The organism is Nocardioides sp., assembly GCF_041913365.1.
Classification (GTDB): Bacteria; Actinomycetota; Actinomycetes; order Propionibacteriales; family Nocardioidaceae; genus Nocardioides.
Genome location: NZ_JAYSFM010000023.1, coordinates 1 through 12425, shown reverse-complemented (window position 1 = coordinate 12425; position 12425 = coordinate 1). Strand labels below are relative to the sequence as shown.

Genomic DNA, 12425 nt, shown 5'->3' with positions numbered 1-12425 from the left:
AGGAGTACGACCGTGACCTCCGAACCTCTCAAGGTGGCCGTGACCGGCGCCGCCGGCCAGATCGGCTACAGCCTGCTCTTCCGCCTCGCCAGCGGGGCGCTGGCCGCGGACCGGCCCATCGAGCTGCGCCTGCTCGAGATCGAGCCCGCCCTCAAGGCGCTCGAGGGCGTCGTCATGGAGCTCGACGACTGCGCGTTCCCCAACCTCGCCGGCGTCGAGATCGGCGCGGACGCCGAGAAGATCTTCGACGGCGTCAACCTCGCCCTCCTCGTCGGCGCGCGCCCGCGCGGCCCGGGCATGGAGCGCGGCGACCTGCTCTCCGCCAACGGCGCCATCTTCACCGCGCAGGGCAAGGCCCTCAACGCGGTGGCCGCCGACGACGTACGCATCGGCGTGACCGGCAACCCGGCCAACACCAACGCCCTCATCGCGATGAGCAACGCCCCCGACATCCCGCGCGAGCGCTTCTCGGCGCTGACCCGCCTCGACCACAACCGCGCGATCTCGCAGCTCGCGGCCAAGACCGGCGCGAAGGTCACCGACATCACGAAGATGACGATCTGGGGCAACCACTCGGCCACCCAGTACCCCGACCTCTTCCACGCCGAGGTCAAGGGCCAGAACGCCGCCGAGCTCGTGGGCGACCAGGCCTGGCTCGAGAACGACTTCATCCCGACCGTCGCCAAGCGCGGCGCCGCGATCATCGACGCCCGCGGGTCCTCCTCCGCCGCCTCGGCCGCGTCGGCCACGATCGACGCCGCCCGCGACTGGCTGTTCGGCTCCGCGAAGGACGACTGGGTGTCCATGGCCGTCGTCTCCAACGGCGAGTACGGCGTGCCCGAGGGCCTGATCTCCTCGTTCCCGGTGACCACCTCCGGTGGCGACTGGTCGATCGTCGAGGGCCTCGAGATCGACGACTTCTCGCGCGCCCGGATCGACGCCTCCACCGCCGAGCTCGACGACGAGCGCAAGGCCGTCACGGAGCTCGGCCTCATCTGATCCAGGACGCGTCAGCGGACTGGATGATGGTGGTTGAGCAAGGCGCACGACCGAGGAACGAGGTCGTGACCGCCGTGTCGAAACCTCACGGCTGACGAGAGGCCGGACCACGCTGGGTCCGGCCTCTCTCGCTGTCAGAAGCCGGGCTGGTCCGGGATCGAGGTGGCCAGGAAGAGCAGCGCCCCGCCGAGGAGGACGAGGACGACGGCGTCGAGCAGCTTGTGGCGTACGGCGAGCATGCCGGCGTCGCGGGTGCGCAGCACCAGGCGGACGAGGGCGGCGAAGATCAGCGAGCCGCCCATCAGCCGGATGCCGGCGCGCCAGTCGCCCAGCCACACCACGACCATCGACACCGCGACGACGGCCAGCACCAGGAGGTAGAAGGCGCCCCCGATGGTCGAGGGGTAGCGGCGCGGCTCGTCGGGGTCGACGGGCTCGGCCGAGACCGGCTCGACGGACTCCGGCGGCTTCATCGGTCGCGGCTCCGGCGGCTCGCTGCGGTCCGGCTCGGTCATGTCAGGACCGGAGGGACTTCTCGGCGATCTCCACGATGTTGGTGAGCAGCATCGCGCGGGTCATCGGGCCGACGCCCTTCGGGTTGGGCGAGACCCAGCCGGCGACGTCCCACACTCCCGCGTCCACGTCGCCGGTGACCTTGCCGTCGACGCGCGAGACGCCGACGTCGAGCACGGCCGCGCCCGGCTTGACCATGTCGGCGGTGATGATGCCGGGCACGCCGGCGGCCGCGACGACGATGTCGGCCCGGCGGACGTGCGAGGCGAGGTCGACGGTGCCGGTGTGGCAGAGGGTGACGGTCGCGTTCTCCGAGCGACGGGTCAGCAGCAGGCCGAGCGGGCGGCCGACGGTGATCCCGCGACCCACCACCACGACCTCCGCGCCGGCGATCTGCACGCCGTGGCGGCGCAGCAGCTCGATGGACCCGACTGGGGTGCAGGGCAGCGGCCCGGACTCGCCGAGCACGAGCTTGCCGAGGTTGGTCGGGTGCAGGCCATCGACGTCCTTGTCGGGGTCGACGCGCGAGAGCAGGGCGAACTCGTCGAGGCCGGTGGGCTGCTGGACGATGAAGCCGGTGCAGGCGTCGTCGGCGTTGAGCTCGTCGATGACGGCCTCCACCTCGGCCTGGGAGGCCGTGGCCGGCAGGTCGCGCCGGATCGAGGTGATGCCGATCTCCGCGCAGTCCTTGTGCTTCGCACCGACGTACCAGTGGGAGCCGGGGTCGTCGCCGACGAGCACCGTGCCGAGGCCCGGCGTCACGCCCTGCACCTTGAGGGCGGCCACGCGCTGGGCGAGCTCGGCCTTGATGGTCTTGAGGGTGGCTGCGCCGTCCAGGGTCTGTGCCGTCACGGCAGGCAGTCTAGGCACCGACGGGCGCCCCGATCCGCACGAGGTGCCGCTCGGCCGCGCGCGCCGCAGGATGGGCGACCACGGCGGCCGTGACGCCGATCAGCGCGATGACGATCCAGCCCGGCGTCCCGACCTGCAGGGCCAGCCAGGTGTAGAGCGCGGGGAAGATGATCGGCTCGATCTGGTAGCCCAGCCCCCACACCCCCTGGTAGTCCCCGAGGCGGCGGTGGTCCGACAGGTCGCTGGTGAAGGACCAGTCCGCGGCCGACTGCCACAGCTCGGCCCCGGTGATCGTCACGTGGCCGATCCAGATCAGCAGGATCGAGACCCAGCCGACGGTCTCGTGGGTCCACGCGATGAGGCCGCAGGAGACGATGAAGGCCCACCCCGACCAGCGCACCGCGCGCAGCGACCCGTCGACCGAGTCGGCCACCCGGCTCGCCCGCACCTGGAGCAGCACGGCGAGGACGGTGTTGGTGCCGAACAGCCACGCCAGCAGCGCCGGCGGCGCGTCCGTCCGCTCGACGAGCCACAGCGGCACCACGACGTTGAGCAGCACCTGGTTGGACGACAGCACGCCGTTGCAGATGCTCAGCACGACGTAGCCCGGGTTGCGCCACGCAGGCGGCGCGGCGGTGGTCGGGTCGTCGCCGTCGACCACCGGGACCTGCCGCGCGATCACCGGCAGCACGCTCGCGATCAGCAGCGCGTTGAGCACCAGCAGGGCGCCGGTGACGAACGGGATCAGCCGGACGGCGTCGAGGCCGATGCCCAGCGCGACACCGCTCGCACCGGCGCCGAGCGTGTAGCCGACGTTGCGGGCGGCGCGCATGTACGCCAGTGCCCGCACGCGCACCTCCCGCGGGAAGACCGCGATCCGGTAGACGTTGCGGGCGTTGCGACCGGCGGTCTCGAAGATCGCCAGCACGCTCAGCATCAGCACGAAGGTGACCATCCCGCCGATGAGCGGCCAGGCGAAGTACAGCCCCGCCTCCACGGCGCTGGCGAGCGCCCACAGCGGCTTGGCGCCCACCCGGTCGGTGAGCCGGCCCATCGGCAGCTGGAGGAGCAGCGTGACGCCCGCCGCGATCGACATGCCGAGGCCGACCCCCGCGCCGGAGAGCCCGACGACCTTGGTGAAGTAGACCGCCGTCCCGGTGAGGAACGTCCCCGTCGCGAACGCCGACAGCACGCACTGCCACACCAGGTCCCGCTCGAGCTTCGTCGGCGGGAGGATCCGCTGCCACCAGCGCACGTCGTACCCCCTCTGTTTTATCTTGACGTCAAGATATCACTCGAGGGCGGTGGTCCACCTACATTTTCGACGCGTCGAATGTCGGTGGGCCACCGCTCGCACGAGGACACGCCGACAGCGGCCGCGGGGCGGTGGTCCACCTACATTTCCAGGCTGCGGAATGTAGGTGGACCACCGCTCAAACGTGCGATCAGTGGAAGAAGTGCCGGGTGCCGGTGAGGTACATGGTCACGCCGGCGGCCTCGCAGGCGGCGACGACCTCGGCGTCGCGGACCGAGCCGCCGGGCTGGACGATCGCCTTCACTCCCGCGTCGATGAGGATCTGCGGGCCGTCGGCGAAGGGGAAGAACGCGTCGGAGGCGGCGACGGCCGAGGTGACCCGCTCCCCCGCCCGCTCGACGGCGAGGCGGCAGGAGTCGACGCGGTTGACCTGGCCCATGCCGACCCCGACGGACGCGCCGTCGGCGGCGAGCAGGATGGCGTTGGACTTCACCGCGCGGCAGGCCCGCCAGGCGAAGGCGAGGTCGGCCAGGACCTCCTCGGACGCCGCCGAACCGGTGGCGAGCGTCCAGGTCGAGGGGTCGTCGCCCTCGGCCGAGATCACGTCGCGGTCCTGCAGCAGCAGGCCGCCGGAGACCGCGCGCGTCTCGCCGCCGCCGCGGGCCAGCGGCGGGCACTCGAGGATCCGGATGTTCTTCTTGGCCTGCAGCGCCTCGATCGCGCCGTCCTCGTAGCCGGGCGCCACGATGACCTCGGTGAAGATCTCCGCCACCTGCTCGGCCATCGCGACCGACACCGGCACGTTGGTCGCGATCACGCCACCGAAGGCGCTGACCGGGTCGCACTCGTGGGCCTTGCGGTGGGCCTCCGCCACGTCGGAGGCGACCGCGATGCCGCACGGGTTCGCGTGCTTGATGATCGCGACCGCCGGCTCGTCGAAGTCGTACGCCGCCCGCCGGGCCGCGTCGGCGTCGACGTAGTTGTTGTAGGACATCTCCTTGCCGTGGTGCTGGGTCGCCTGCGCCAGTCCGGGCCCGCCGGGCAGGAAGCCGTTGGTGTAGAGCGCGGCGCCCTGGTGCGGGTTCTCGCCGTAGCGCAGCACCGCCTCCTTGTTCCACGTCGCGCCCATCCACTCCGGGAAGCCGGTGCCGTCGCTGGTGTCGGTGAGCACGTTGCCCATCCACGACGCCACGTGGACGTCGTACGTCGCGGTGTGCACGAAGGCCTCGGCCGCGAGGCGCTGGCGCTCGGCCAGCGTGAAGCCGCCGGCGGCCACGGCGGCGAGCACGGCGTCGTACGCCGCGGGCGAGGTGACGATCGCGACGCTCGGGTGGTTCTTGGCGGCGGCGCGCACCATCGAGGGGCCGCCGATGTCGATCTGCTCCACACAGTCGTCGGGCGAGGCCCCCGAGGCGACGGTCTGCGTGAAGGGGTAGAGGTTGCTGACGACCAGGTCGAACGGCTCGACGCCGAGCTCCTCGAGCTGCGCGACGTGCGAGTCGAGGCGGCGGTCGGCGAGGATGCCGGCGTGCACGCGCGGGTGCAGCGTCTTGACCCGGCCGTCGAGGCACTCGGGGAAGCCGGTGAGGTCCTCGACCCTGGTCACCGGCAGGCCGAGCGACTCGATGAGGGCGGCGGACCCGCCGGTGGAGACGAGCTCGACGCCGGCGTCGTGCAGGCCACGGACCAGGTCGTCGAGACCGGCCTTGTCGTAGACGGAGACCAGGGCTCGGCGGATCGGGATGCGGTGGTCGGACACGGGACTCCTCGGATGATGTCGAGTCGAGGGCACCCAGGCGTTCGATGCACCTCGCGCGTCACTCCCTGGTGGTGGCCCACCTGCGCCAGTCGTGTGGCGCCAGACTACCGAGCGGGCGCGCCGATGCGAACCCGGCGGCCCTCGACCGAGATCCCCCCGCGGGCGATCCGGCCGACGGCGTCGACGAGCATCGCGCGCTCGGCGGTCTTGATGCGCTCGTGCAGCGACGCCACGTCGTCGTCCTCGCGCACCTCGACCGGCACCTGGGCCACGATCGGCCCCGTGTCGACGCCCGCGTCGACCACGAAGAGGGTCGCGCCGGTGACCTTCACGCCGTGCTCGAGCGCGTCCCGCGGGCCGTGCATGCCGGGGAACGCCGGGCACAGCGCCGGGTGGGTGTTCAGCGTGAGGAACTGCTCGAGGAACTCCGGCGAGACCAGCTTCATGAACCCCGCGGAGACGACGAGGTCTGGCTCGAACGCCGCGACCTTGTCGCCCAGCGCTCGGTTCCAGTGGTCGCGCGAGGAGTAGTCCTCGACCCGGGCCACGAAGGTGGGGACCCCGGCCCGGTCGGCCCGCGCCAGGCCCTCGATCGCATCGCGGTCGGCGCCGACCGCGACCACGCGGGCGCCGTACGCCGGGTCGGCACAGGCGTCGAGGAGGGCCTGCAGGTTGGTGCCGGAACCGGACACCAGGACGACGATGCGGGCGGGACTCGACTGCTCGGGCACACCCAGAGTTTAGGCGCGGTGGGAGGGCCCGCTGCCCGCTGTCCGGCGCTGGCGCACCAGCTGCGCGGCGACGAGTGCCGCGATCGCGGTGGTGACCGGGACGGCCGCGATGATCCCCAGCCCGCCGACGAGGCCGCGCACGACCTCCTGCGCGACGACCTCCTGGCTCACCGCGATGCCGAACGGCAGCTCCAGGGCGGAGAACACCAGCATCAGCGGGAGTGTCGCGCCGACGTACGCCAGCACGAGGGTGTTCACGGTGGAGGCGACGTGCGAGCGGCCGATCCGCATCGCGCGCACGAACAGCGAGCGGGCGCTGGCGTCGGGATCGAGGTCGGCGAGCTCCCAGACCGCCCACGTCTGGGTGACGGTGACGTCGTCGAGCACGCCGAGCGCGCCGATCACCAGTCCGGCGAGCAGCAGTCCGTGCAGGTCGACCTGGGCGGCGATGCTGGAGATGTACTGGCTGCCCTCGTCGACCAGGCCGGTGAAGTGGCCGACCGTGGTGAAGACCCAGCCCAGCCCGGCGATGACCGCGAGCGAGACCAGCGTGCCGAGCATCGCCACCGTGGACCGCACGGTGAAGCCGTGGGAGAGGTAGAGCGTGACGACCATGATCGCGGCCGCGGTGACCACGGCGACCGCGAGCGGCGCGGCGCCCTCCATGATCGCCGGCAACGTGAAGACCGCGATCAGGACGAGGGAGAAGGCCAGGCTGACCAGCGAGCCGATCCCTCGCCAGCGCGACAGCGCGAGCACCCCGAGCGCGAAGAGCACGGTGAGGGTGAGCAGCGGCGGGCCGCGGTCGAAGTCCTGGAAGGCGTACTGCTCCCCCGCCTCGCCCTGCGCGACGTAGGTGACCACGATCCGGTCGCCCGGCTCGACCTCGGGTGCGCCGTCGCCGTAGGGCAGCACCGCCTCGGCCTGGCCGGGGGCGCCGGGGCCGCTGTGCAGCTCCACCTGCGCGGCGCGGCAGCCCGCGGCCTCGCGCCGGCACGGGACGATCTCCTGCACGGTGGCGGTGCCCCGCTGCACGTCGGCGCCGGGCGAGGTGATCTCGAGGTCGCCGTCGGGCCAGAGCGCGACCAGGCCGACGACGGTCGCGAGCACGAGGGGACCGACCAGCAGCGCCACCAGGAGCCGCAGCTGCCGGGGCGCGGGTCCCAGCGAGGCGGGCCCGTGCGAGTGGCCTGCGCCCACGCTCAGTCCTCGAGGGGCTGGAGCGGCTCGCCCGGCTCGGGGGCGTCCCCCTCCGGGCCGGCCCCCCACACCCTGTCGGCCCGGCGGTTGAGGAGCACGACCACACCGGCGCCGAGCAGGGCGCCGACCCCGCACGCGGTGACCGCGTGGACCAGCACGTCGGAGACGAAGGGCCCGATGAAGCGCATCCGACCCGGTCCGGCAGCACCGCCGGACCGCGACGCCAGCACGGCGAACGCGAAGCCGGCCGCCAGGCCGCCGCCGCAGCCGGCGAGCGCGACCTGGTCCCAGGTCAGTGCCCGGCCCCGCAGCCTGCGGAACGCAGCGACGGCGGAGACCAGCGGCGGCAGGACCATCAGGCTGCCGACCCAGCCGGCCGGGGTGCCGACCGCTGGCAGCGCAGCGAGCACCGGGAAGACCGGCAGCGGGCCGAGGACCACCGCACCGGGTGACACGAGGGTGGCGCCACCGACGGCGAAGCCCGGTCCGAGCAGCCACGAGCCGGAGAACAGCGCGGCGTTGGGGAGGTACGCCGCGTTGACCAGGGCGTAGAGCCCCGCCTCGGAGGGACTCGGGTGGAGGCGGGAGGTCATCGTCGCGGCCTCGTCGAAGGACACCGCGAGCGCCACCAGGAACACCAGGGCAGAGACGACGAGGAACGAGCTGAGCACCGCTCCCGCCACGGCAGCGCCGGCGCGGACGGTGGCCGGGGTGAACGCGGCCCAGATGGCGGCGCGCCCGGAGCCCACGGCGATCGCGGGGGCCGCGACGAGGGCCGTCATCACGATGGTCCACGCCATCACCCGCGGCACCGACGGGTCCGCGGTGGAGCCGGCGGCCAGGGTCGCCACCACCACGGCCACGACGGCGTAGCCGGCGAGGAAGAGGAGGATCGCGGTCGGCACCGTGAAGTCGCGCTCGCCGTCGGAGATGCGGTCGGCATCGGGACCGTGGCCCGAGACCGAGTCACCGACGCGGTGGCCGAGCCGCCACATCGACCAGGCGGCGATCGCGGTGACGCCGAGCGGGACGATCGTGACCCGCGCCCCCATCACCGTGAAGCCGGAGCCGTGGCCGGCCAGCCAGGCCAGCGCACCCACCCGCATGCCGTCGCGGGGCGCGCCGTGGACGCCGGCGTCGGTGGCGAACCAGCCGATGATCCCGACCGCCATCAGCACGACCAGCGGACCGAGCGCCGCGAGCACCCCGCCGAGCGTCGCGATCAGCACCAGGGGACGCGGCCGGGCAGCGTCGGCCCGGGCGTGGTCCGGTCGGGTCAGCAGCGACGTCATGGCCGAGCCATCATCACCCGCCCGCCTGCCGGGATCGCGTTCCCACGCCGCCGGGCGGCGCGCTCGGGGGAAGTTGTGCGCGGTGTGTGGCTCTCCCGTACCGTGGAGCGGTCATGAGGAGCCCCGAGACGTTCGACGCCTACTACGTCGAGACCCGCGCGCGACTCCTGCACGAGGCCTTCGCCCTGACCGGTGACGCACCGGCGGCCCGGGCTGCCGTGCGGGACGCCTTCGTCGTCGCCTGGCACCACTGGCGCAAGGTCGAGGCGCTCGAGGACCGCGACGCCTACGTCCGCCCCCTCACCCTCCGCCGGGCGCGGCGCCGGCACACCGCGCGCATCTGGCACCGCGACAAGTCGCTGGACCCCGAGGCCCGCAGCACCCTGGACGCGTTGTCCAAGCTCTCGACGCGCCAGCGTGAGCTCCTCGTGCTCAACGCGCTCTCCGCGCTGACCCTCACCGACATCTCCCGCTCCGTCGGGCTCCCCCGCGGCGACGCGGAGCGCGAGCTCCAGACCGCCGCCTCGCAGTTCTCCCTGCACCGCGACGTGCCCACCACGGAGGTACGCCGTCTGCTGCAGGACCTGGCGGAGCCGCTGTCCTCGACCCGCTGGCCCCGCGCCAGCGTGGTCCGCCGCTCCGGCGCGGCCCGTCGGCGTACGCACACGGTGATCGGCGCAGCGCTGGCGAGCACCGCGCTGCTGGTCTCGGGCTCGCTGGTCGCCACCGGATCGGGTGCGCAGCCCACCAGCCTCAGCGAGGAGAAGGCGACCAACGGGGTCGACGTGCACGACCCCGACTCCGGCGTCGGCGAGGCGGTCATCGACGAGGCGACGCTGCTGTCGTCGACCCAGGTGGAGCGCTTCGGGTCGAAGTTGGACTGGGAGGAGACCGGCACCAGCGACAACCTCGGCGGTGACGGGCTCGTCGCCCCGTGCCAGCGCGAGCGCTTCTCCGACCCCGACGGCCTCGCCGCCCTCGCCCGCACCTGGGAGGGCTCCGCCACGAAGGTGGTGAGGAAGACCACCGGCAAGGGCGCGAAGAAGCGCACGAGCAAGCAGCGGGTCACCCGGGTCGAGAGCACCGCGGTGCAGATCGTGGAGCGCTCGCGCGACGAGGACCACGCCGCCGACAGCTTCGAGGCCGCCTCGCTGTGGTTCGCCGGCTGCGCCGACCCGCGCACCCAGCTGGTGCGCACCAGCGACGTGAAGCGGGTGGGCGACGACGCCCGCCAGTTCCGGCTCCGGAGCTGGGGCAAGGTCCCCACGACGATCGCCGTCGGCATGGCCCGCACCGGCAGCCTCGTCGTGACCACGGTCGTCCGCACGAACGGCGCCCCCGTCAGCGACAAGGCCTCGCTGGGCGGCCTGGCCGCCGCCGTCAACGCGCTGTGCGGCACCGACGGCGCGGCGAAGTGCGCCGGCCGGCCGCGCAGCAGCACGACGCCGCCGCTCGACATCGGCGCCCCGCCCGGGTTGCTGTCTGTGGTCGACCTCCCGCCGGTGAGCGCCGTGCGCGGACCCTGGGTCGGCACCGACCCCGAGAAGGCCAGCAACACCAACTACGCGTCGACCCGGTGCGACCGCACCACGTTCACGGGCAAGGGCATCAGCCTGGCCAGGACCCGCACGTTCCTGTTCCCGGAGACGCGCAACGTCGACCAGCTGGGTCTCACCCAGGCAGTCGGCTCGATGAAGGACCCGGCCGCGAGGAAGTTCGTCGAGCAGGTCCGCACCCGGGTGCGGCAGTGCGGAGCGGCCAACCTCGGCACGTCCGTGACCGCGCTGGCGTCCTCGTCGTCGAAGGGCCGCGAGATCCACGCCTGGGCGCTGTCGATGGAGCTCAACGACAAGCAGTCGTTCCCCTTCCTGATGGCGATCGTGCGCGACGGCACGGCGGTCTCGCAGCTCGGCTTCAGCCCCCAGCGCAACATGACCATGGCGCGCGACGACTTCGTCGCCCTGTCGCGGCGGGTGCTCGAGCGGCTCGGCACCCTCAGCGCGCGAGGCTGACGGGCTCCTCGCCGCAACCTTTTCGGCCCCTGCGGTGTCTCAGGGGCATGAGGCTCCGCTCCGCGCTCCTGTCCGCTGCCCTGGCGGGCTCGCTGGCCCTGGCCGGCTGCGGTGAGGACCCCTCGGGCGGGGCGTCCCCGACGACCACGACGACGGCCGCCTCCGACTCCGACGTCGCGACGCCCGAGCCCGCCGGGACGGCCATCCCGGACGACTTCCCGCTGTCCGCCGGCATGGGCGGGCCCCAGGACACGATCCCGACCTCCCGCACCGGCACGGGCCTGCGCGACCTGACCCTGTGCGGGACGGCCCCGCTGCGCGGACTGGGCGTCCGTGACCGCCTCGTGGCCGACAACAGCGGCGGCGAGTCCGCCAACACCCGCGAGCTGGTCCTGCTCGGCAACGCCGACGAGGCCGCGCAGGTGTCACAGGCCTTCGCCGACCTGCCGCTGACGTGTCCCACCGTCACCGCCGACGGCGACCAGGAGACCCTCACCGAGGTGCGCGAGTCGCCGTTCGGCCCGGCACCGGCGACCACGCTCGTGCAGACCTACACCTTCGACGGCGAGCCCGGCACCGGGGCGACGATCATCCACGTCGTGCCCGTGGGGGCGGCGCTCCTGGTCACCTCGACGTACGGCCAGTGGACGGGCGGGAGCGTCGAGGAGGGCATGGGGGCCACCGTCGACGCGCTCCGCGAGGCCGTCGACGCGATGAGGATGTTCGGCGACGAGGACGTCGCCACCTCGACGCCCGCGCCGACCTCGGCCCTGCCGGAGCCCGCGGGCCCGGCGATCCCGGACGACTTCCCGCTGGCCGTGGGCTTCGACGCCGACAACGTCGACAACAGGGTCTCGCCGCCCTCGCCCGACGGCGACGGGATGGGCGAGCTGGAGATGTGCGGCCGGGTGGTGTGGCCCCAGCGGGAGACCTCGGGCGGCCTGCGCCGGCTCGTCGCGCAGATCTCTGGCCCGGAGTACCACGAGTGGCGCGAGCTGTTCGTGCACGACGACGCGGACCGCGCCACCGCGCCGATGGCCGTGATCCGGCAGGCGGCCGCCGACTGCCGCCGCCAGCGCAACCTGGTGTGGACGGTGCTCGACCGGGACACCGGCTACGACACGGTGACCGTCGGGCTGACGTACTCCGACGGCCTCGGCAGCTCGGTCTTCCAGGTCACGCGGGTCGGTTCGGCCCGACTGCTGGTCGGGACGTACGGTGAAGGTTCGCTCGCATCGCTGGACGAGCAGGCCGACGGGGTCACCGAGACCACCGAGCAGATCCTTCCGGCGATGTGTGTGTTCACGAAAACGGGGTGTTAGTCATGTCGATTCCAGCCACGCTGTCCAGTGCAGCCTGTCCCACGCTGCCCTCGCCGCGCCGCCGCATGTCGGTCGCGGCGCCGGTGCGGCTCCTCGGGGCGCACGTGGTCTGGCAGGTCCTCTGGACCGCCAGGAACCCGGTGCCGGTGCCGAGAGCCAGGACGGCCCCGCAGGTAGACCTGCGGGGCCGCACGGAGTCGAGCGTCGAGCTCGACCGGGACTGAACCTGCTCAGAGACCCTGGAGGATTTCCCGCATCAGCGCAGCGGTCTCGGACGGCGTCTTGCCGACCTTGACCCCGGCGGCCTCGAGGGCCTCCTTCTTGGCCTGCGCGGTGCCCGAGGAGCCGGAGACGATGGCGCCGGCGTGGCCCATGGTCTTGCCCTCGGGGGCGGTGAAGCCGGCGACGTAGCCGACGACCGGCTTCGTGACGTGCTCCTTGATGTACGCCGCGGCGCGCTCCTCGGCGTCGCCGCCGATCTCGCCGATCA

10 protein-coding genes, 1 pseudogene and 1 riboswitch are annotated in these 12425 nt (G+C 73.0%); of the genes and pseudogenes, 3 read left to right on the top strand and 8 right to left on the bottom strand.

All coding sequences use genetic code 11. The features are described 5' to 3' along the window. Window positions 1-12: 12 nt before the first annotated feature. Entirely contained in the window at window positions 13-999 is a 987-nt protein-coding gene (locus ACE3QY_RS22355; protein ID WP_374458276.1) for a malate dehydrogenase, read from the top strand. A gap of 134 nt (window positions 1000-1133) precedes the next feature. Here ACE3QY_RS22355 and ACE3QY_RS22350 read toward each other — a convergent pair whose 3' ends face one another. The 7 genes from ACE3QY_RS22350 to ACE3QY_RS22320 form a co-directional block, all read right to left on the bottom strand. Beyond that, a complete protein-coding gene (locus tag ACE3QY_RS22350; protein ID WP_374458275.1) occupies window positions 1134-1514 on the bottom strand; it encodes a DUF3017 domain-containing protein in 381 nt (126 codons plus the stop codon). A 1-nt stretch (window position 1515) separates the two neighbouring features. Continuing rightward, on the bottom strand, window positions 1516-2364 hold the full coding sequence (locus tag ACE3QY_RS22345) for a bifunctional methylenetetrahydrofolate dehydrogenase/methenyltetrahydrofolate cyclohydrolase (protein WP_374458274.1): 849 nt from the start codon (window positions 2362-2364) through the stop codon (window positions 1516-1518). A gap of 10 nt (window positions 2365-2374) precedes the next feature. Next, the gene (locus tag ACE3QY_RS22340) at window positions 2375-3619 is read right to left on the bottom strand and encodes an MFS transporter (protein ID WP_374458273.1); all 1245 of its coding nucleotides are present in this window, start codon (window positions 3617-3619) and stop codon (window positions 2375-2377) included. Between the two features lie 190 nt (window positions 3620-3809). Next, window positions 3810-5378 carry a bifunctional phosphoribosylaminoimidazolecarboxamide formyltransferase/IMP cyclohydrolase gene (gene purH / locus ACE3QY_RS22335; protein WP_374458272.1) on the bottom strand — a complete coding sequence of 523 codons (1569 nt, stop codon included), beginning with the start codon at window positions 5376-5378 and terminating at the stop codon, window positions 3810-3812. Window positions 5379-5402: 24 nt separating this feature from the next. Beyond that, window positions 5403-5481: riboswitch (ZMP/ZTP riboswitch) on the bottom strand. 1 nt (window position 5482) lies between these two features. After that, window positions 5483-6109 (bottom strand): phosphoribosylglycinamide formyltransferase, encoded by a 627-nt coding sequence (gene purN, locus ACE3QY_RS22330; protein WP_374458271.1) that lies wholly within the window; start codon window positions 6107-6109, stop codon window positions 5483-5485. A gap of 9 nt (window positions 6110-6118) precedes the next feature. Beyond that, entirely contained in the window at window positions 6119-7309 is a 1191-nt protein-coding gene (locus ACE3QY_RS22325; RefSeq protein WP_374458270.1) for a YibE/F family protein, read from the bottom strand. Window positions 7310-7311: 2 nt separating this feature from the next. Next, complete coding sequence (locus ACE3QY_RS22320) at window positions 7312-8601, bottom strand: DUF6350 family protein (protein ID WP_374458269.1); 1290 nt, start codon at window positions 8599-8601, stop codon at window positions 7312-7314. Between the two features lie 113 nt (window positions 8602-8714). On the opposite strand from ACE3QY_RS22320, the gene ACE3QY_RS22315 reads away from it, so the two are divergent. Both ACE3QY_RS22315 and ACE3QY_RS22310 read left to right on the top strand, forming a co-directional pair. Next, complete coding sequence (locus tag ACE3QY_RS22315) at window positions 8715-10613, top strand: hypothetical protein (protein ID WP_374458268.1); 1899 nt, start codon at window positions 8715-8717, stop codon at window positions 10611-10613. Between the two features lie 47 nt (window positions 10614-10660). Continuing rightward, a complete protein-coding gene (locus ACE3QY_RS22310) occupies window positions 10661-11935 on the top strand; it encodes a hypothetical protein (protein ID WP_374458267.1) in 1275 nt (424 codons plus the stop codon). Between the two features lie 230 nt (window positions 11936-12165). Here the strand turns inward: ACE3QY_RS22310 and ACE3QY_RS22305 are convergent. Continuing rightward, window positions 12166-12425: pseudogene (locus tag ACE3QY_RS22305) on the bottom strand (succinate--CoA ligase subunit alpha); the annotation flags it as partial.